This is a genomic window from Undibacterium sp. Ji50W (genome assembly GCF_049340445.1).
Classification (GTDB): Bacteria; Pseudomonadota; Gammaproteobacteria; order Burkholderiales; family Burkholderiaceae_D; genus Undibacterium.
Genome location: NZ_JBMPOX010000030.1, coordinates 1 through 20841, shown reverse-complemented (window position 1 = coordinate 20841; position 20841 = coordinate 1). Strand labels below are relative to the sequence as shown.

Genomic DNA, 20841 nt, shown 5'->3' with positions numbered 1-20841 from the left:
ACCTCACGCAAGCAACGGCTTCCACCACACCGTCATTGCTTATACGGCCACTTTACTTTGTTCCACCATCTCCCGCTGCACCTCATCCAGCACCGTCAATGCCGCCGCAATGATGGTGCTGGCCTGATTTTTCTGGACTGCCGCAACAATCTGCCTGGCACCTAAACACAGGCGCAAGGCGCTGACGGGTTTGCCATGGTGCATGCCGCAGGTGACAGGCTGGCCGAGCTGCATGCCTTTTTCTTTTTGCAGGTGACGATAGATCGCGAGCGTGTCTGCATGCCTGTATGGCTGCGCCTTACCCGATACCGGTGTGGCTGACGACATCAATACAAACGAAAAAATGGTGGTGTGTTGATCCCAGCCCAGCCCTGCCATGATGGCGCTGCGGTCGGGTGCAGCCACCGGCAACAGGGCCAGCATTGGATGGCTGGCAAAGTAGCTGTAGATGGCATGTTGAAATTGCTGGATGAAGGCGAGGATGGCTGCATCTGGCAAGGTGCGAAAGGCGCGCAGTTCTTCCAGCGCCGCAACCCAGCGCAATAGCAGGCCATAATTGGGGTGTGCTGGCAAACCCTTTGCCCCGTCTGCGGCCCAATCAGATGGCCAGTCGGCACGGCTGCTGTAGGCATGTAGGGATGCCGGCAAGCTGATCGCCTTTAAGCCCGAATGCATGGCATTGGGTAAAAACAGCGCACCGGAAAAGCTGGGGCCGCATAAAAATTTGGAGCCTGTCATCGCCACCATGTAGCCCTGGTCAAGATAAGCACGCAGACTGGCATTGGACAGGCGGAACTGACAGGCATCTACCATGACCTGCAATTGCGGATAACTGGCCCGCAACTGCATGACGGTACTTAATGACGGTGCCAGCATGCCGGTTTTGCTGACATCCATCAAAATCAGCAGGACGGCTTGCCCGCTTTGCATGGCTTGTTTGGTCAGTGTTTCGACTTCACTGTCCACATCATGGCTGTCACGCACGGTACAGTCGGGCTGGCGCAAGCTGATGCTGGCGATATCGACCTGTTTCGCATGCGCGATGTGGCTGCCAGCGCTGACCTGTTCGCCCAGAGCGGTGCGTTCGCTGAAGTGCCGGGCCATCAGTGCCGATGGGACGGCGCTGCCGGTTTCATTGGCATCAGCCATGATGACGAGGGTAGGTGCACTGGAAAAATTGGCGCATAGCTGGGCGGCGATCAGGTGCAGGTCCGTGCCGGACGCGGCAAAGACAATATCGACGTCTTTGCGCTGTTCAAGCCCGCACAGTTGCTTCAAATCTTGCCGCACATGGTTCAGTTCGCTGGCATAACCTGCGTAACTTGCATACGTATCCTGTTCGCTTTGTTGCAGCCTGGCGTAGGTGCGTGCAGCAGCGGTATACGCATGGGCGGATATGCTGGATGCAGTGACCGAGCTAAAGGCAAACATCTCGTCATGCGCATTCAAAGGCACGGCAGCGCAGCCATATTTATTGGTGCCATCGGCTTGCAGAATGAGCCTGGCATCGCCACCGTCAATCAGCAACTGGCTGAGCGTGGGTAAATCTTGTAGTGTACTCATGGACATGAGTGATCTTGCTCCTTGCAACACACTATGACACGCTGTGGCGTGGCACCGTCCCTAGCAGATGAATGGGCCACATTCGATGTCACTCCTGGTTAACTGGTGCTGTTGCCATGGCCTTGAGTAGCATGTCCCGGAATGCGGCAAACAGTTTTTGCATCGGCGCCTGTTTATAGGGGAACATGTCTACCGGGTCCATGGCATGCACGATCATGTCGCTGTCGACTTCAAATATCAGCAATTTGCCGTCGCGGGTTTCACCGCAGTCTATGCCTACGTAATCCAGCCCCAGGCGCTGGGTGATTTCCGCAAAGGCGGTCAGGTGGCGCGGTACAAAGTCGGTGTCGAAATTTTCCATGAAGCGTTTTTCTTCATCGCGCTTTTCCTGGCTCTCGGTCATGCCTGCGTTCAGGTAATGAATCATCCAGTGTTTGGAAATACCCATGTGCGAGATAAAGGGTTTGCCATCGATCAGGATGATGCGGTATTTGCGGAATTGTCCGTCCTCGCTGCGGTAATCAACAAAGCGGGCGACATAAAATTCATCGCTGGGTACGGCTTGCAGATAATCGGGAATGGCATCGGGTGACACGACTTTTCTTAAACCATGCCCGGCGTGGGAACCCAGGGGCCGCACGATGATGGGAAAATCATCGCCCGGCAACAATTGACTGAGCGCGATCTCACCACTGCCGAGTTTTTCCAGCGTAGGCCGGTCTATACGGATAGAGGTGGGCATTTCTATGCCTTCACCCGACTGTAACAATGCGCAGGCACCGTCACGCCCCAGGTGGGTGATGCGTTCTGGTGCATTGATGACGGGCCGTGGCCAGCCATCTACCAGCGCCTGCAAGTCCAGCAAGAGTTCATGCTTGTCATCGGCTTCACCTACGGCCACAAACAGGACATCGTGTTCGGGTAACTGTTCTATGGCGGGGATACCAGCGCCGACGTATAACAGGTCCAGCGCGATGTCTGAATCTTCCACCAGAAATTCCAGTGGGGTATTGGCCATCAGGTCACCATCGGTCATCAAGGCCAGCAATCTGATTTTTGTGTCATGTGCCGACGGGACAGAATACAGGGGTTGCAGCTTCAAGGCTTCCATCTGCGTGGCCAGGGCGGTGTCGCGGTGGCCCAGCAATAACAGCGTAGTCGCCAGGTCCATCATGGCATTGGCATCGTTGGGATATTTTTCGGCATGGGCAATCAGTTGCATGCCTTGCGGTTTCATGTCGACACCGGCAAATGCCTTGCGCATCAGCGGTGCCAGGCCGATCAGCTTGCTTTGCTGTGCTGGTGCGGCAGTATTGGTATCCTGATTATCATTCATGTGATTTGTCATCCTGCTTGCTTGCTGCATGTTGGTCTGTGCTGCTGAACTGGTCGCCAAAACGTAAGGTGGCGGCGATCAGTGCATCGATGTCTTCAGTGCGGGTACGGTGATTAACAATGGCAGCACGGATGGCCAGTTGCTTATTGATAGTATTGGTAGAAGGCGCAGAAATACCCGATTCATGCAAGGCCACCACGATGTTGGCATTGACCACATCGGGATGGTCGCAACGATAGCGGAAGCAGACAATGTTCAATGCTACAGGGGCCAGCAGTTCAAGCTGGGGGTTGGCCAATACAGCCTGCTTCATGTATTGCGCCACCTCGCAGGTGTGGGCGATCATGCGGCCCAAATGGTCTGCACCATACACCTGCAGGGTGAACCAGGTTTTCAGGGCGCGAAAACCGCGTGACAGGTCGGGGCCAAAATCACAGGGCCAGGGGGAACCAGCAGCCAGGCCCCTGGCTTCGCGCCGCAGGTAACTGGCAGGCGTGGCAAAGGTGTCGTAATGGGCTTTGCTGTCACGCACCAGGATAAACCCGGCGTCATACGGTACCTGCAACCATTTATGAAAATCAAAGGCAATGGAATCAGCCCGCTGTATGCCTTGCAGGCGCGGTGCCAGCGCTGGTGACAGCATGGCCAGCGCACCAAAGGCACCATCGATATGAAACCATAACTGCTCTTGCGCGGCGATGTTTGCCAGCGTAGCCAGGTCATCAATCGCGCCGACATCGACTGAACCGGCGGTGCCGGCAATAAAGAACGGGGTCAGCCCGCTGGCGCGGTCCGCCTGTATGGCGGCCTGCAACAAGGCCGTGTCCATTTCAAACTGTGCATTCATGGGGATAACGCGCAAGGCATCCGTCCCCAAACCGGCCATGTCCATGGCTTGCGCAATGCAGGCATGGGCACCGGCAGACGTGTATGCCACCAGCCTGGGCGCGCAGCCAGCCACGCCTTGCAGCCGTACCTGCTTACCCAGTGCCCGCGCCCTGGCCACCAGCACGGCAATAAAATTGGCCATGGATGTGCCGGTGACGAACAGGCCACTGGCCGTGTCAGGAAAATCAAACAGGGCAGTGACCCAGCGGGTGACTTGTTTTTCGACTTCGATGGGCATGTGGTCGCGCCCGCCCAGATTAGCATTCAGGCCCGCCGCCAGCATTTCTGCCAGCGTGCCGACCGGGTTGCCACCACCATGCACCCACCCCATGAAACCCGGATGGCTGTTACCTACCGAATACGGCAGGATATGCGCCATGAATTGTTGATGTACTGCCGATAAATCACTGGGGCCAGTCGGCAGGGTTTGCCTGAACTGCGCCCGCACCTCATCCGGTATGGGTTGCCAGACCGGGCGCTCGCGCAGGTGTTCGGCATAGTCAAGAATGTCGTCGAGCATGCGATGCCCTTGCGACCGCAATGCCTGCCAGTCGCTGGGGTCCAGTGATTCATTGTCCGATGCTGCCATACCCATTCCCGATCGTCATATCCATATGCGCTAATTATCTATGAGCTTAGGACGATTAAAGCAGCGAATACAGGCGTTTTTGCAGCTTTATTGATGCAGCTAACTAAATTGGATGAAATTTGAATGGATTACAGTAGCCGAACGGCAATATTTTATGCAGAGAGTATGCAGAGAGATGCACATTTGGATGCATGCAGATTATGCGCCGGCAAACATCCCGGCAAAAACGCTGGCCTTGGCCTTTGCCTTGGGGCCGGACCAGTAATCACCTAATTGCATGATGCGCTGTTCGCCTTGCCTGATGCTGATTTCAAACGGGCGTTGCAGCATGACCTGGTGCACATAGCTGGCGAAGCCATCGGCAAAATCGTCATAGACATTGGTGGCGGCATACAAGGTGGGGAAACCGGTCTTTTGCAGGGATTGATAAATCTCGGGTATCAGTTCACCCGGCAATTGTTCGCCAGTGTAAAAGTGCAGGTGTTTGCGTTGTGGGAAATCTTCCCGCAGCAAGGGAATGACATCGCCACTCATGGCGATTTGCCATGACAGCGACAGGTAGCTGTATTCTTCGGTCGATTTGAAACGTTTGGAACCTATCCACCAGTCAGGCAGGTATTCGCTGTTGGCCGTGAGGACATGGCCAAATTCGTGCAGCAATAAAAACTGGATGGCATTTTTGCGCGTATCCTTGTCCGGCGTTTCGATGACGACATCAATGCGGTACTGGTCTTGCGGCAGGAAGGGGGTGTTTTCTTTCCAGCTTGCCCACTCATTGGCAGCACGATGCAAAAACGCATCGGCATCCATCAGGCACACCATGCCAAGTTGCTGGCCATCTGGCGTCATGACCACATCGGTCAGGGCAGATGAACCCAGGCCACGCGCAAAATACACACCCAGCAAGGGGCGGGCCAATAGGGTTAACAGGGATGGCGGCATTTCTGCCATGGCATCTTGCACATCCACCAAAAAATCGGCGGCAAGCACGACGGCTTCAGGTGATGCTAGCTGGGAGGGGACATGCTGTTGGCCAGCCTGCTGGCTGGCATTTACAGAGGCGACATAGGCTAGCACCTCGGCAGGTGCCACACCCAGTCTTTCAAGAACCGGACGGCCCAGTTGGTCGCGCCAAAAACCCGGGTCAGACGTCAACATCACGCATCAACCCTCTCAAGCCTGGGCGTCGAGCAACAAACCTGTTTTGGCCCCCAGATCCTTGGCGATGGACAAAGCCTGGGCAGAAGGAATCTGCTGGATCACGGTATTGGTTTCACGATCAACGATCTGTACCACCACTTTGCCAGAACCACTGTCCAGATTTAAATTCACGCTATTGCTGGAATCGATAAAACGGTTGATTTTATCCACAGACCGCTTCAGCTCAGCACTGCTGATTGCCGTGTCTTGCTTTGCATCTTGCGTAGATGCAACGGTGCCAGCGCTTAAATCCTGCCCTGCAGGCGCGATTTTTGGTGCACTTTTAACATCCTGCCGAGGCTCAGCAGCAGAGATGCTAGCGCCCCCACCTGTTATCTGACTGATATTCATATCATTCCCCGACTGTAATGGTAAAAAATCAAAACGGATTACTGCGTTAACATCATTAACGGTAGTTGTACTTAAAAGTTTAATTTTTTATTCAAAAAACGGACTGCAGGGGGTTTTGCGCTGAAGAACGACTGAAGAAATTGACAAAAACCATCAAAAAGCCATGAATTAGTCAGGGCGTGCTGATTATTTATTACTATGCAGCAATATCAAAAAAATATGGGTCGTGGCCCAAACACCTCCGCCACGGTCCGCACCATCAGGCGGCTGTTGGCCGGGGTGGACAGGTTTTCCCATATCCAGTTATGGTGCTCGATGACTTTTTCGGCCTTCATGTGGGGGCGGTCGCCGGTGGTATGGGCGTCGGACAGGGCGATCACGTCAAAACCAAGCGATACGGCAGAGCGTATGGTGGTATCGATGCACAATTCAGTCGCCAGGCCACACACCATCAGGGTATGGGCACCGGTGATTTTCAGGTGGGTCAGCAGGCCGGTATCGGCAAAGGAATCGCAGGCGGTTTTATCGACGAACACATCACCCGGCGTAAACGGCAGCTCGGGTATCACTTCCCAGCCGTCAGAGCCTATCATTGCATCATCATTGGCATGACGGATGTAAATGATTTGCCCGCCATGCTGGCGCGTGACTTCAATCGCATGCTGGATGCGGGCGACCACTCCCTCTATATCATAGCGGGGCGTGGTGCCATTCACCCATGAGTTCTGCATATCGATAATGAGTAAGGTGTTCATTGTGCTGTTGCTTGCCTGTCCAAAGCCACATGATACCGCGTTAGCCCCAATATGGTGCAGTGCAAGGTCTGTCTTGCAGCACTTGCACATCATCAGGCGGGCATACTATCAGGCTAGCACATCCTGTACGGCTTTACTGGCCAACAAGCTGATCAACTGGTCAGCCACCGCCCTCACCCGCACAGAACGGCGCACATCGTCATGCATGACCAGCCACAGCTTGCGCTGCAAGGGGCAAAGCGGGTCATCTATTCTTTGCAAGTCGCTGCTACGGCTACCCAGCCCTTTAGCCAGGTAATGCGGCAATACCGTGACCCCCATGCCGGCCGCCGCCACCTGACGCAATACCAGTTGATCATTGCTGCGCAACAACACCCTGGATGGATCAGCATCGAGCATGTTTTCCAGCCACTGATGATGTGGCGTACCAGAATTTTTTTCATAGGCGGCAAACTGCCAGTCGCTGCGCTTGCGCCCTTTCAAATAGCTTTTGCTGGCATACAGGCCATACTGGACGGTAGCCACTGCCTTGATCACCAGGCCCGCCGCTTGCGGGCGTGACATGCGCAGGGCAATATCGGCTTCGCGCCGGCCCAGGCTGACTTCGTGTTTTTCGGCAAACAATTCCAGTTCCAGACCGGGCAAGGCGGCGTGCAGGTTTTTCAGGTTGGGGGCCAGCACAAACGATGTCAGGGTGGGGGCGGCAGAAATGCGCACCACGCCTTCCATTTGCCCGGCGCTCAGGGCTTTTCGTTCGAACGAAAACCAGCGCTCTTCCACTTCCCGCGCATGCGGCACCAGGTGCTGCCCTTCCACCGTCAATTGCCAGCCACGCACCAGCCTGTCAAACAGGCGCAAGCCCAATGCCGCTTCCAGTGCATCGATGCGGCGTGCCACGGTGGTGTGTTCCACCTGCAGGCGACGGGCGGCCCCGGTCAGCGTACCGCTATCGACCAGCGCCAGGAAAAACCGTAAATCGTCCCAATTCATCATGGTGCAATTATGCACAGTCCAGGCGAATTTTTCAGTAATTTTATTTAAAGCCTACTTTGTCTAAGCTGTGTGCAACAACGCTCCCCCAACTTATACAGTACACAGAAAGAATAGAAATGAAAGCCATACAAATACTGACCCAAGGCAGCCCGGAAGTTTTACAACTCACCGACCTGCCCACGCCAACCCCAAAAGAAGGAGAAGTGCTGGTGCGCGTCGACATTGCCGGTATCAACTATGCCGATGTGTATCAGCGCAACGGGCAAAACCCTGCGGTCCTGCCTGCCATCCCTGGTACCGAAGGGGCGGGTGTCGTGGCCGAAGGCAATGCCCACTTGCCCGCTGGCACCCGGGTGGCCTGGTTGTCGCAGCCCGGTTCGTATGCCGAATATCTGAGCATCCCGACCTGGAAGCTGGTGCGACTGCCAGATGACATCAGCAACCCGCAAGCAGCCGCCGTCATCATGCAGGGTGTCACCGTGCAATACCTGGCTGAAACCAGCTACCAGATCAAGGCCGGCGACCGCGCGCTGGTGCATGCCGGTGCGGGTGGCGTTGGCCTGCTGCTGATCCAGCTATTGAAACACAAGGGTGCCACCGTACTGACGACGGTATCGACCGCCGCCAAGGAAGAACTGGCCCGCCAGGCCGGTGCCGACCATGTCATCCGCTATACCGAGACGGATTTTGTCGCGGCGGTAAAAGCACTGAGCCAGCCACAGGGAGTGAACGTGGTGTATGACTCGGTCGGCCTGAACACCTACCAGGGCAGCATGGCGGTATTGGGCCCGCTGGGTTCGCTGGTGCTGTTTGGCCAATCCAGCGGCAATGTGCCGCCTATCGATCCCATGACGCTGTGCCGTAGCGGTTCCCTGTTCTTTACCCGCCCCACCCTGGCCCACCATGTCGCCGATGCTGCCAGCCTGGCCGCTCGCAGCCAGCGTGTGCTGGGCTGGTTACGTGAAGGTATTTTGCGGCCGCGCATAGGTGGCAGCTATCCGCTGGCACAGGCGGCACAGGCCCATGCCGACCTTGAATCAAGCAAGACCACCGGCAAACTGCTGCTCACTGTTAACGCCGCCAACTGAGGCGCATTCCCCCACTTAAAAAGGATGACCATGAACACATTGTTACGCTCACTTGCAAGCCTGAATAGCCTCAGAAGCTTGCTACTGATCTGCATCGCCAGCATAAGCTGCATCAGCCTGCCCGCCTGCGCCCTGATGCAACAGGACAGTGACCAGAATGAACAGGCACAAAAACGCCTGACCGGCACCTGGACGCTGATCGGTGCGCCAGAAATCCGTGCCGATGGCAGCCGGGGTGAAACCTTTGGGGCTAATCCCCAGGGTTTGCTGATCATTGACGACACGGGCCGCTATTCCCTGCAAATCTACAAGGCAGAACGGACCAAATTTGCCAATGGCGACAAGCGCAAGGGGTCAGAGAGTGAATTCCGTGCCGCCGCGCTCGACACCAGCGCGCACTATGGCCGCTGTTTTATTGATGTGGAACGCAATGTCCTGATCTTCCGCATCGAACACGCGTCTTTCCCCAACTGGGATGGCAGCGAGCAAGCCAGGCAATTTGAACTGAAGGCAGACGTACTTAGCTACCGCGTACCCGCCGGCGCCAGCGGCAACGGTACAACGGCTATCTCCATCTGGAAAAAGATACGATAAAAATACGGTAACAGGAGGCTTACGCCACACCGCCCATCGCCACGTAACCAGCCTGACCGGTCATTGCCATAAAGACACATTACCCAATCCCCCCATCGTCGTTTGTGGTAAAGCCGGCTGCGATGGGTGGCTAGAGGATGAATGTACTTGACTTAATATCAACCCCATGCGATTGTCGATGCTCCAAAAAAATAAGTGCATGGGGAAACACAAGCATGGATAACTTTCAAAGTCATGGCTTTTCAGCCAGTCACCAACAGCCAAGCGGGACATTGCAACTTGAATTCAGGGGCAGCGGCAGTGAATATTTCCGTATCTGGATCGTCAATTTATTGCTGACCATCCTTACCCTGGGCATTTATTCTGCATGGGCCAAGGTGCGTCGCAACCGTTATCTGTATTCCAGCACGCATCTGGGTGGCAGCAGTTTTGAATACCACGGTAATGCCATGGCCATCCTCAAGGGTCGAGTGGTGGCCTTTGTCTTTTTCTTTTGCTACAACATGGCTTTCAAATACTCGCTTGCACTGGGGGGGGCCATGGTGGTGCTGATGGCAATGATCATGCCCTGGCTGGTCTGGAAAAGCCTGCAATTCAAATTGTATAACTCCAGCTATCGTGGCATACGCTTTGGTTTCCGGGGGACTGCGCAACAGGCATATACCACTTTCTTGCTGTGGCCTTTCCTGACAGGCATCACCCTGTACTTGCTGGCACCAGTCTTTCATCAGCGCCTGAAGCAGTTCCAGCACAATGAAAGCCGTTTCGGCAGCACGCATTTTTCTTTTAATGCCGGCTCTGGCGCGTTTTATAAAGCCTACTTGCTGGGCATAGGCATCATGATCGTTGGCATAGTCGTCATCATTGTCGGCTTTGGCGGTACGGTGGTACTGGGTTCACTCACGCATGGAACAAAAGGTGGCGCTGCTGCCGTCTTCTTAGCTTTAGCTTTGTACGCGTGGATGTTTGCCATCTACCCTATCTTTTTGACCCTGTTGCAAAACCTGATCTGGAACCATACCAAGCTGGGGGACCATCAGTTCAAGAATAAGCTGACCTGGGGCCGTATGAGCTTCATCGCCATCACCAATGTGCTGGCGATTGTCTTTACCCTGGGCCTGTTTATCCCGTTTGCGCAAATTCGTGCCTTGCGTTACCGTATTGAAAGCCTGGAGCTGGAAGTCAATGGCAGCCTGGATAATTTCATCGCTGAAACGCAGGAGCAAGTCAGCGCAACCGGCGAGGGCATGGCCGATTTACTGGATTTTGATTTATCTCTATGAACACAGTTGCCGCCATCTATTTTGATGGCAAAACCTCGCGCCTGCACCGGGTGGAATTTTCGGTGTTGGGCGACACCGCTTATGTGCGCGAGATCACGAATGACCTGCACGAAGGTGTCACCCGCAGTTGCCCCTTGACGGAACTGCGGGTATCAGAACGTAGCCGCCATGCGCCGCGTAAAGTCACCTTCAGCGATGGTGCCTATGTCGAGATCACCGACCACGCCACCTTCAATACCATGCTCGACAGCACCGGCTATCAGGATTCAACCGTGGTTCAAATCCAGCAAAGCTGGAGCGGTACCCTGGCAGCGCTGATAGGCACCATCATCGTACTGATGCTGTGCTATGTGTATGTGTTGCCAAACGCGGCCCGTATGGTGGCGTTTGCCACGCCGGTATCAGTAGAACGCAAGCTGGGTAACGGCGTGCTGGAAATTCTGGACAAACAGATTTTCAAGCCATCCGTATTGCCTGCCGCCAGACAGGCTGAACTGAGCGCACGCTTCCAGCGGCTGCGCCCACCTCGCGGCAACAGCCCCACCTACCACCTGGTGTTTCGCAAAAGTACCATAGGCCCGAACGCCTTTGCCCTGCCATCGGGCGACATTATCATCACCGATGAAATCATCAAGCTGATGAATGACGATGATGCCATCATGGGTGTGCTGGCGCATGAACTGGGACATCTGCATGAACGTCACCTGACCCGCCGCATCATCCAAAGCTCAGCCGTGGGTGCAGTGGCGACCCTGCTGTTTGGCGATGTGTCGGCGGTGGTGGCGAATATACCAACGCTGATGCTGGACCTGAAATATTCACGCGACGCCGAAACCGAAGCCGACGACTATGCCCTGCGCATGCTGGACGCCAACGGCATCGCCCGTGAACACCTGGCCGTCGCCTTTGAAAAACTGGATGCCCTGGCCCCTGGCCTGTCGCCCTACCTGTCCAGCCACCCCGCCGGCAGCGACCGCGTCATGCGCATACGCGGGTATAACAGGGACAGCAGCGTCAAGACTGAGCCCTGATTGTCGGTAAACTCTTTACGGCAAACTTTTACGGCAAACTCTTTACGGCAAGCTCTTGAGCGCTGCAACATCGCCGGTCTTTGCTGGTTTTTGTGCCTGCAAACGCTGTTCCAGCAATTTCAGGCGTGCACGTATCTGCTCACCGACGGCTATTTGCGGGTTGGAATAACCATCTGATTTGCCGCCCTCTTCTTCACGCTGTTTGATGATGGGGCGGGCTGCTGCATGGGCAGCTTCAAATGACAGGGTTTGCTTGCGCAACTGTTCATCATACATGGCGCGACCAAAAAAAGTCAGGTCGGATTTGCTGCCGCAGCCGTACGAAGTATGGTCAGCATCCGATGCCGTCATCACCAGCGTATTGACATCCGACAGCGGGGCCACCCAGTTACCCGCATAACAGGCAGAAATCGAAATGACGCGGTACTTAACGCCAGCATCGTCCAGCCATTGCTTCAAATCTGCCGGGGTCACCGGCTTGATGGTCAGTGGCCACATGCCGGCAGATAGTTCGCCATCACTGGCACCATGCGAAGACAGGTGCATGAACAGGATGTCTTCATTCACATCCATGCGCCTGGCGATATGCGCAATGGCTCTTTGCAGATTCAGTGGCGTCGCCCAGGGCAGCGTAGCCATGGTGCGGGGATTATTCGCCAGTTGCAGGCTGCGCCCCTGCGCATCAAAACGCTGCGCCATCACCTGCGACACCATGCTGGTTTCATTCAAAAAGACATTTTCTTCACCGTAAGGGGCGAAAGTCAGGCTGTACAGATCGATGGTGCCCGGTCTTTGTGGCTGTATGTCTGCCAGTTTCCGGGCAAACAAGGCGGCCTGTTGTTCAAATATTTCCTGCGTGATTTCTGGCGATTTGTCGGCTGCATCTTCACTGGTTTTGGATTGCTCGCGCGGGTACCAGAAGGTCATCGACCTGGTGCTTAATTCCAGCCCACACACCACCAGCATCACCACGATGACAGACACCATGATCGTCTTGCGGCGATCACTTGCCCGCCACAAGAATAGCAGTTGTATCAGCAAGACCACGCAAACGGGCGCCAGATACACCAGCCATTGCATGCGCCAACTCAAAGCAGAATAGTCATACCATCCCACCCGGACCAGCAACGCGGCAACAGAACACACTGCCACATTCAACACCAGCGTCTGCGCCAGTGCCAGGGTGAATAAATGACTGGCATCCGGTGCCATGGTAGAGGATGCCTGGCGCAAATGCGCTTCCAAACGGACTGGCCGCAGGCGATAACAGACCCAGGCAAGCGCAGCAAAATAAAACCAGCCAGATGCAAATACCTGCCAGTAAAACTGCGCAGGGCCAACAATCATCAGGCGCTGTACCGCAATGTGTGTCAGCAGATACAAAATCATCAAACCGGCAATCAGCCCCGGCGAGGCGGGCATGCCATCCCAGCGCGGTGCACGGCACACGCTGACACGCAAGGCTTCAGTCAACAGACGCTGCATGGATGATGCATTCGCCCCCTGCTCTTCTGCGTCATGACCAGGCTGCTCGTCTTGATTGTTCAACTGGTCATCATTACTGGCACTGATGGGTAAAAATTCTGACATTCACTATCCTGTTGGATAAAGCGGTTTGAAGAATGAATTACTAAAGCAAAGTGCTTGGGAATCTCTGATTAAGCGTAGCGAGCGGCGCTAGTTTGGTTAAGACGCGCAGTCGTACGACTGTACGGCGAGCATCGCAGGCCCAAAATAGCGTCGCGCAGTAGCTTAATCAGAGCTTCCCTATACAAATACCGGCTCAACTTCCAGTATCACACCAAACTTCGCCTGCACGTCTGCCTGCACCGCACTGGCCAGCGCCCGCACATCGGCACCGGTGGCACCGCCACGGTTGACCAGCACCAGTGCCTGTTTTTCATACACGCCAGCGCGGCCCAGTTGCTTGCCCTTCCAGCCACACTGGTCGATCAGCCAGCCAGCAGCCAGTTTGTAGTCGCCAGTACTTTGCAAATAGCTGACCAGTGTGGGGTACACCTCCAGCAGGCTGTCGCGTTTTGCGCCAGATACCACCGGGTTTTTGAAAAAGCTGCCGGCATTGCCTATCTGTGCCGGGTCTGGCAATTTGGCACGACGTATCGCGATGATGGCGTTGCTGACATCGATGGGGGTAGCATCGCTGATGTAATGCTGGCTTAAATAGTGCGCCACATCCGCATATGCCAGCCTGGCTTGCCAAGGTTTGGGCAAGGCAAAACGCACCGCCAGGATCACCATGCGGTCTTTGTAGTCGTGTTTAAAAATACTGTCGCGATAAGCAAACCGGCAAGCTGCCTTGTCCAGTTGTACCGTCTCGCCAGTCACAAAATCAAAGGCCGTCAGGCTGTCAAACACATCCTGCATTTCCAGCCCATAGGCACCGATATTCTGTATCGGTGCTGCGCCGACAGTGCCGGGAATGAGCGACAGGTTTTCCAGCCCGGCCAGGCCTTGTTGCAAGGTCCACAAGACAAATTCATGCCAGTTTTCACCAGCGGCGGCTTCCACCAGCACACGCTGCGCACTGTCATCAACAATCTGCCGGCCTTTCAGGCACATTTGCAGGACCAGGGCATCCACCTGGTCTGATAGCACCAGGTTACTGCCGCCACCCAGTATCAGGCGTGGTATGGCATGCAATGTGGGGTCATCAAACACGGCCCGCAATTGCGCCGGGCTTTGCACCTGCAAAAACTGGCGGGCACGGGCGGCAATACCAAAAGTATTCAGGTTTTGCAGAGGATAATCTGCCTGAAGTGTAGATAAATTCGTCATATACCCGAAATTATAGCCTTAGCGCTCTTTAGCCTGCTTGCATTTGCTAAAATGATGCAACTTACAGGACTGACTCAACATTGTCCCAAAGCGTGGTAGCGCCTGACAGTACATTCGTACTGTCTTCGTCATCAGGCTTTGCCGGGGCAATTTGGGATAAGTCCTCAATTCACCATTTAGCAAGGAAGCAAACATGCCCTCATTTGATACCGTATCTGAAGCCAACATGGTGGATGTCAAGAATGCCATTGACCAGACCAACAAAGTGGTTACCAATCGCTTTGACCTCAAAGGCAGCAGCGCCAAGGTAGAGCAAAAAGACCGTGAACTGACCATTTATGGCGATTCCGAATTCCATCTCGACCAGGTTCGTACCGAATTGACCATGACACTGGCCAAACGCAATGTCGACGTGCGTTTCCTGGACCTGGGCAAGATCGAAAAAATTGGCGGCGACAAGGTCAAGCAAGGCATCAAGGTAAAAAACGGCATAGAAACCGAAGATGCCAAAAAAATTGTCAAAGCCATCAAGGACAGCAAGCTTAAAGTACAGGCCAGCATCCAGGGCGATTCAGTACGTGTCACCGGAGCCAAGCGCGACGATCTGCAAGGTGCCATGGCCATGCTGCGCAAAGAAATCAAGGATTTACCGCTGGAATTCAACAACTTCAGGGATTAAATCATCATGCGCCTGACACATGTACCGGGTTTATCAGGTCGCAAGACACTGTTGGCAATGGCCACCGCGTTGCCCCTGCTGACCACAGCAGGCAGCAGTTTGGCGACCGATATCGACGTGGTTGGCCTGTTTCCGGGCAAAGCCATCCTGGTTGTGGACGGCGCAGTACCCAAAACCTATTCCGTCGGTGCCACCATCAATGGTGACAGCAAGCTGGTCGAAGCCGACCGTGAATCTGCCACCATCATCATCAATGGCAAACGCCAGGTACTGACCATCGGTCAGGCGGTGCACCATTCTGCCGCCAGTTCCAGCAATTCGGTCGTGCTGAGAGTTGGTGACAATGGCCATTTCATCGCCCGTGCAGTCATCAACGGTGTCAGCGTCAACATGCTGGTTGACACCGGTGCCAGCCTGATCGCCCTGCCCGCCAGCGATGCCCTCAAAATAGGCTTGAAATACAAAGAAGGCCGCCCCGGCCGCGCCAACACTGCCGGTGGCCTGGTGGAGACCTATCTGGTCAAGATTGACACCATCAAGGTCGGTGATGTCGAATTACATCAGGTCGAGGCTTCCGTCATCGAAAAAGGCCTGACCGTCCCTCTACTGGGCATGTCCTTCCTCAACCGCATGGATATGCGCCGCGAAGGGGATCAGATGACGTTGACGAAGCGGTTTTGAGTAAGCACGTATCATTGCTCAAACGTCGTCAGGTAATTGAATGACGGACAGTACCTTGACTTTAGACGACGGGTCATGAACGGCGTGCTCGCTGTTCATATAATTCCAATAGTCCTCGTAGACAATTTCTATGTCACGAATCGATTCGCAATCATGGAAAATCGCATTTTCAGACGTATCGATCATTTCGTCGCGCGGCACCGTAAATGTGTAGGGCTCGACGGTCAAGTCGACAGAGAACGCCCGTACATTGAATTTCATATCTGCCCTTCGTCGTTCATGTTCGATATCGCATAGCTGTCGTCAGGTCAAATCTGAACCCGTGCATTTTTATGGTGACAAGCTGATCGCCGCCGATGAGATTTCTTGTTGATATCCTCAGGTCGGAAATTAAAGTGCGCTCTTGCTGTCGTTGATAAATTCTTCCCTGGTGATCACTTTCAATTTTGCTTCGTTGGTCAGTGGGGCTTTTAAGGTTTCCGCATGCGCATCCCCCATGGAAATCATTTCGTAATCTCCCCAACCTTCCTTCTTCTTGTTGAGAATAACGGTCAACATGGCCAGATCCCGCATGGCTATGGTTTCACCCGTTTCACCTTCGTACCCTATTGACTTGGTAGCGGCTTTTCTCTCTTTCAGGCCACCAATTTCATCCTTATACTCATCCCTGAATAACAGCCTTAATTGAGGAATGAGTTTCTCCCTCATTTTAGTAATTTCACTTTCTGTATTTTTTATTGCCTCAGCATCTTTAACCAGTGCGGCATACAAGTCTCGCACTTGTAACATGACAGTCCACCACTGATCCAATGCTGCCTTTGTTTCTTTTACATACTTGACTGCCTCTGGTTTTGTTAAAGCATTAGCCGCAACATACTTATCTGCTTCTTCGTCAAACTGTGCTTTAACTCTTAACATCGTGTTGATTGAACTGTAAGCGACGCCTGCATTTTCTTCTTGTATGACTTTAACGCCTTGCTCATTTTCATAATATGGCCTTTGCATATTGTCCTTACCTTTGACACTGGCATTGGCGTATTTTCCTATCCATACTGAAGGCGCTTCCGTTTCGTAGCCCGGTTTTTTCGCCGGCTTCATTTTTGAAGCTGGATGAAACACCACGCCAAACAGGGTCTTGGCAACCACCGACTCCATTGCTGTTTTATGAAAACCGGTAACGCCATCAGGTTTCTGTTCGGGGCTCTTTGACTTGATAGGAATGACGCCATTGCTCTCATGCAAAATGCTGCCCTTACGATTACTCTCTATCATGATGGGCATAATTTTAGTCGCATGGTTTTCCGCCAGGACAAAAGGTGTCCCCGGATTAAATGGTAGCCGGTACCATAAGCCCAGCGACCGAAATAGCCCACAATTGACCGGCTGCCCAGATACATGGTCCTGGAATTCATCTACGTCCGCGTACTGCCTTTTCCATACATCCGATGACCATTCTTTCGCCTTGGGCTTGTTTGAAGGAGTGAAAGTGTGTTGTCTGTTCATGCCCATGTTGTGAATTCTCCCCGTTTCTTCCTGGTAAGAATAAGGCTGGTTCTCAATCGTCATCTTTCTTTGTACACTGCCTTTACCAACTGAAGCGACATTATTTGTTTGCATGAAGTTGGGAGGGTTATTTTCTGTAGCAGGCATTGCCGCCATCTGCAGTGCCCGTGCCCCCATGACATCTGCCTCCGCTTCCAGCCCGGTATCATCATTGACCGGTATTGCACCCTTCATTTGCATGGTGGGGCGCACTCGCCCTTGTGCCTGCTGCACCACGTGCCAGGCCTCATGCGGCAAGTGTTTTTCCTGGCCTGGTGCAACATGGATATCGCTGCCTTGCGCATACGCATGGGCATTCAATTGCGCTGGTTGTGCAGAGTTATATTGGACTCGCACATGATCCATGCTCATGCCAGACAGGGATTCGATACCCGTCTTCAACTGGCTGGGCATGCCTGTTTTATTTGCTGCGGATGCTGGCGCCGTTTGTTGTACTTGTCGCTGCGCGGTGGTGAATCTGGCTTGCAGCAAGTCGCTGTGTGCCTTGAGTTGCCTGGCTTGCGGACTATTGTCAGCCTTTTGTTGTAGTTGAGCTTGCGCCAAAGCTTGAGGGCTATTGTTCGCCCGCTCTTGTATTTGCCTATGCATCAAAGCTTGCTGGCGAGTATCAACAACGGTGGATACTCGCTGGCGTACGGACTCAGCTTGATTTTTCTGTTGGCTCGCTTGCTGCAAAGGTGTGGTAATACGCATCGCTTGCCTCAGAGAGTCATAACAAATAGTTGAATTTACTAACTATTTTATAACTTTTCGGCGTGGATAAATAACTTTATTCAGTAGGCTCACAGCATTGGAAGCCCAATATACAACAGCCACGAATAAGCATCCGCCATGCATAAAAAAGACGAGACTTACCTGGCCGGAGATGCCTTGGCACCTGGATTGAATTTATACTTTTCCGAGCAATACATAATGATGTTTTTGGGGTTGCTCAGGCAAAGATAAAATTGCCTGGTCTTCCCTTGTGAACTCTCACAAGATTTCACGTCAATGGCGTCGCGGATGGTGTTAAGCTTTTTGCTGGTATCGTCCAGTTCTTGTCTGCTAATGTAGCCGTCATTAAAATTGACTTCGCCCTGGAGTATGGTCTGATCCAGAAAACGCCAGGTGTCTTTAACAGCTTTGGGGCAACTCAATGCTTTTGCATTGTCTTCGCCCTGTCCAAACAGCGCTTTCGCCATTCCTGATGCCATGCCAGCAACCTCTTTGGAAATTGTTTTTTCTTTCCCCCGTGGCTTGACATACACCTCATCACTGACTTTTTGAAATACATAAACTATACCGCTGACACTGGCTTTCATGGTCTTTTTATCGAGCTGACTTATATCCAGAACGCCAAAATCAAATTCCAGCAAATGACCATCCGTAATGTAATAAACCGATGGACTCATCATGTGAATTTTGCCGCTCTTTGAATACGTCACTTGCGACATGTGATGGCCGCTATATTCCCACCTGTCATCGTCGTCATAGACGGTGCCGTTATACGAGACTATCCTCCAGCTACCTTTCAGGGCAGTTTCAGTTACGTCGAGAGCGAATGCCTGATTTGCCAATAGCACCAACATGGCAACTACTATTTTCAACATGATTATGTTCCTTGATTTTGAGGGAATACCCTGATTGATCGCATCATCAAGATACAGACCGGAAAATCATGTGTCCATACCGGATATGACCAGCAAGCGCTTCTTCACTTATCAGTTTTGTCAAGATACGTCAAACGCCGTAAGCAATCCCAAGGTCAGCGCTATCCAGACGAAATTAAACAGTCCATGAAAAATCACGGCGCTGATCAGTCCGTTGCGCAGGCGCAGATAGCTGGCAGCCATGCCTATCATCAATTGCGACGACACCGCAAAAACAACCAGCAAGCCAGCCAGCCCTGCCACACTGTAGTTATTGACGTGCATCAGCGCGAATGCAGCTGTATAGGACCAGAACACCAAAGGAAAGCGACGCAGATAGGTGCGACCGCGTGTGAAACGAAGCCCGTTTTTTCCTTTGGAGATGGCCCACTTCATATACAAAAAATCAATCAGCGCAATCGTGCCCGACAATACGGCCAGCACCATGGCCAACTTATATGCCAGCAACAGCAGGGCAATCACTGACGGACCAACGAACAGGCAATAGGTTGCACTGCGCAAGCCTGCACGAAACGTCAGTTCCTCCAATATAGGGGCAGCCACAACCGCGACAAAAAATAACTGCAGGCCCGACATATCCAGTTTTGATTCTATGCCCGCCCAATGTTCAAGCAAGAGATCGACAGGGATAGAAATAAACAAGGCCACCAGCAAGGCCAGCACCAGCAAAAACAGCATACGGCCACCGCCATTGGCGACCGTTGTCGCATCAGGCCTGCGCCGGTGAGGCTGCGCCAGAAACCGCCTGAAATCACTGCTTTCGCGTTGCCAATAATCAGGTATTTTCATCGGATTGACGGTGTGGAATGTGGGGCAAAAAACAATTCAGCCTGACAATACTTGCTTTGTCCCTGGCTAGCAGATGCTGCGCGCAGAAAGCAGGCTCAACAATACCATGCAACTAATCAAAGGATCAATGTTGTGACTTGCTTGTTTAAACTACCTTTTTGCAATTTACCCTGCCCATGGGCTGGCCAGACATCACCCATAAATCCCCCATAAGATGGCAGCGCATCCCGAGCATAACCGTCTATTGGGGTATAGACTGGATCATCGTCAAAACGTCACGCGGCATGACGCGGGCAACTGCCCCCGGGTAGTCAGCCATTCAAACCGATCAGACATGGATTTATTTCGCTACCAAGGTTTTGATAATTGCATGAACATTTTCATCAACCTTCTTTGCTACCAGATCAATGTCCGATTCTGGTGTAACAAAACCAAATTCAATTTGAACACCGGTTTTTAGCCGATACGAAGTATTGCAGTAAATTGTTCCGGTAGCAGTTGGCTGATGGCAAAACAGCGTATAGGGCTCCCCAGAATCATTTTTCCACCTGCCGTCACGAGCGACGCGATAACCATTGGCATACTTGTCGAACATCCCTTCTGAGTTAACAATCTGCGGTGTATTACTTTCAGATGCCATCTCAATTTTTTTCTTAAAATTGGAATAAGCTCCGTTATCAATAGAATTGATGTGTCCACCAAATTCGTTAGAGGAATAAAGATGAATATTATCTGGATAATTCGGCACCAAATTCTTGTATGTTGTTTTATCCAAACCCATACAAAGCTCATGCCCCCAGCGATCAGCGGTAGTAGTGCAAAACCGCTCATGCAATTGTTGATTGCTACTCGAGCGGTACAAATTGGTATCAATATTTAAATTTACTCACTAGTGTCCGGTTAAATTGGTAAGTAAAGCCAGCAAAGCTAATGCAGGCGCTGGTTTTGGCGGTTTTAGGGGTGTCCACGATTTGAATTTAAAATATGTCATTTGCGATAATCTCCGGTTTATT

General features: G+C 53.0%; 20 protein-coding genes. 6 read left to right on the top strand and 14 right to left on the bottom strand.

Features of this window, described 5'->3' with window-relative positions:
• Nucleotides 1-39 precede the first annotated feature (39 nt).
• The 7 genes from ACO0K9_RS26175 to ACO0K9_RS26145 all read right to left on the bottom strand — a co-directional run bounded on the left by ACO0K9_RS26175 (nucleotide 40) and on the right by ACO0K9_RS26145 (nucleotide 7672).
• A complete protein-coding gene (locus ACO0K9_RS26175; RefSeq protein ID WP_422990011.1) occupies nucleotides 40-1563 on the bottom strand; it encodes a hypothetical protein in 1524 nt (507 codons plus the stop codon).
• 88 nt (nucleotides 1564-1651) lie between these two features.
• The gene (locus tag ACO0K9_RS26170) at nucleotides 1652-2899 is read right to left on the bottom strand and encodes an ATP-grasp domain-containing protein (protein ID WP_422990010.1); all 1248 of its coding nucleotides are present in this window, start codon (nucleotides 2897-2899) and stop codon (nucleotides 1652-1654) included.
• On the bottom strand, nucleotides 2892-4376 hold the full coding sequence (locus ACO0K9_RS26165; RefSeq protein WP_422990008.1) for a pyridoxal phosphate-dependent decarboxylase family protein: 1485 nt from the start codon (nucleotides 4374-4376) through the stop codon (nucleotides 2892-2894). The genes ACO0K9_RS26170 and ACO0K9_RS26165 overlap by 8 nt, the downstream gene beginning before the upstream one ends.
• 198 nt (nucleotides 4377-4574) lie before the next feature.
• Nucleotides 4575-5534, bottom strand: a complete 960-nt coding sequence (locus ACO0K9_RS26160) for a hypothetical protein (protein ID WP_422990006.1) — start codon at nucleotides 5532-5534, stop codon at nucleotides 4575-4577.
• A gap of 15 nt (nucleotides 5535-5549) precedes the next feature.
• Nucleotides 5550-5927, bottom strand: coding sequence for a flagellar protein FlaG (locus tag ACO0K9_RS26155; protein WP_422990004.1), 378 nt, complete (start codon nucleotides 5925-5927; stop codon nucleotides 5550-5552).
• Between the two features lie 209 nt (nucleotides 5928-6136).
• Nucleotides 6137-6682, bottom strand: coding sequence for an isochorismatase family protein (locus ACO0K9_RS26150; protein ID WP_422990002.1), 546 nt, complete (start codon nucleotides 6680-6682; stop codon nucleotides 6137-6139).
• Between the two features lie 108 nt (nucleotides 6683-6790).
• The gene (locus ACO0K9_RS26145) at nucleotides 6791-7672 is read right to left on the bottom strand and encodes a LysR family transcriptional regulator (RefSeq protein ID WP_422990000.1); all 882 of its coding nucleotides are present in this window, start codon (nucleotides 7670-7672) and stop codon (nucleotides 6791-6793) included.
• A gap of 119 nt (nucleotides 7673-7791) precedes the next feature.
• Here ACO0K9_RS26145 and ACO0K9_RS26140 point away from each other — a divergent pair, with 119 nt between their 5' ends.
• The 4 genes from ACO0K9_RS26140 (at nucleotide 7792) to ACO0K9_RS26125 (ending at nucleotide 11671) form a co-directional block, all read left to right on the top strand.
• Nucleotides 7792-8763 carry a quinone oxidoreductase family protein gene (locus ACO0K9_RS26140; protein ID WP_422989998.1) on the top strand — a complete coding sequence of 324 codons (972 nt, stop codon included), beginning with the start codon at nucleotides 7792-7794 and terminating at the stop codon, nucleotides 8761-8763.
• Between the two features lie 30 nt (nucleotides 8764-8793).
• Nucleotides 8794-9357, top strand: coding sequence for a lipocalin-like domain-containing protein (locus ACO0K9_RS26135; protein ID WP_422989996.1), 564 nt, complete (start codon nucleotides 8794-8796; stop codon nucleotides 9355-9357).
• Between the two features lie 215 nt (nucleotides 9358-9572).
• Entirely contained in the window at nucleotides 9573-10640 is a 1068-nt protein-coding gene (locus ACO0K9_RS26130; protein ID WP_422989994.1) for a YjgN family protein, read from the top strand.
• Nucleotides 10637-11671, top strand: a complete 1035-nt coding sequence (locus ACO0K9_RS26125; RefSeq protein ID WP_422989992.1) for a M48 family metallopeptidase — start codon at nucleotides 10637-10639, stop codon at nucleotides 11669-11671. The genes ACO0K9_RS26130 and ACO0K9_RS26125 overlap by 4 nt, the downstream gene beginning before the upstream one ends.
• 42 nt (nucleotides 11672-11713) lie before the next feature.
• Here the strand turns inward: ACO0K9_RS26125 and ACO0K9_RS26120 are convergent, their stop codons facing one another.
• Both ACO0K9_RS26120 and murB read right to left on the bottom strand, forming a co-directional pair.
• The gene (locus tag ACO0K9_RS26120; protein WP_422989990.1) at nucleotides 11714-13261 is read right to left on the bottom strand and encodes a C13 family peptidase; all 1548 of its coding nucleotides are present in this window, start codon (nucleotides 13259-13261) and stop codon (nucleotides 11714-11716) included.
• Between the two features lie 177 nt (nucleotides 13262-13438).
• Nucleotides 13439-14467 carry a UDP-N-acetylmuramate dehydrogenase gene (murB, locus tag ACO0K9_RS26115; protein ID WP_422989988.1) on the bottom strand — a complete coding sequence of 343 codons (1029 nt, stop codon included), beginning with the start codon at nucleotides 14465-14467 and terminating at the stop codon, nucleotides 13439-13441.
• A 193-nt stretch (nucleotides 14468-14660) separates the two neighbouring features.
• Here murB and ACO0K9_RS26110 point away from each other — a divergent pair, with 193 nt between their 5' ends.
• Together ACO0K9_RS26110 and ACO0K9_RS26105 are read left to right on the top strand one after the other, a co-directional pair.
• On the top strand, nucleotides 14661-15146 hold the full coding sequence (locus ACO0K9_RS26110; RefSeq protein ID WP_186949744.1) for a YajQ family cyclic di-GMP-binding protein: 486 nt from the start codon (nucleotides 14661-14663) through the stop codon (nucleotides 15144-15146).
• A gap of 6 nt (nucleotides 15147-15152) precedes the next feature.
• Entirely contained in the window at nucleotides 15153-15827 is a 675-nt protein-coding gene (locus ACO0K9_RS26105; protein ID WP_422989986.1) for a retropepsin-like aspartic protease family protein, read from the top strand.
• An 18-nt stretch (nucleotides 15828-15845) separates the two neighbouring features.
• On the opposite strand, the gene ACO0K9_RS26100 is transcribed toward ACO0K9_RS26105, so the two are convergent.
• The 5 genes from ACO0K9_RS26100 to ACO0K9_RS26080 all read right to left on the bottom strand — a co-directional run bounded on the left by ACO0K9_RS26100 (nucleotide 15846) and on the right by ACO0K9_RS26080 (nucleotide 20609).
• Nucleotides 15846-16088 (bottom strand): hypothetical protein, encoded by a 243-nt coding sequence (locus tag ACO0K9_RS26100; protein ID WP_422989984.1) that lies wholly within the window; start codon nucleotides 16086-16088, stop codon nucleotides 15846-15848.
• 129 nt (nucleotides 16089-16217) lie between these two features.
• The gene (locus ACO0K9_RS26095) at nucleotides 16218-18083 is read right to left on the bottom strand and encodes a DUF4157 domain-containing protein (protein ID WP_422989982.1); all 1866 of its coding nucleotides are present in this window, start codon (nucleotides 18081-18083) and stop codon (nucleotides 16218-16220) included.
• A 158-nt stretch (nucleotides 18084-18241) separates the two neighbouring features.
• Nucleotides 18242-18979, bottom strand: coding sequence for a hypothetical protein (locus tag ACO0K9_RS26090; RefSeq protein ID WP_422989980.1), 738 nt, complete (start codon nucleotides 18977-18979; stop codon nucleotides 18242-18244).
• A gap of 120 nt (nucleotides 18980-19099) precedes the next feature.
• Entirely contained in the window at nucleotides 19100-19828 is a 729-nt protein-coding gene (locus tag ACO0K9_RS26085) for a hypothetical protein (protein ID WP_422989978.1), read from the bottom strand.
• Between the two features lie 340 nt (nucleotides 19829-20168).
• Entirely contained in the window at nucleotides 20169-20609 is a 441-nt protein-coding gene (locus tag ACO0K9_RS26080) for a hypothetical protein (protein ID WP_422989976.1), read from the bottom strand.
• Nucleotides 20610-20841: the final 232 nt, after the last annotated feature.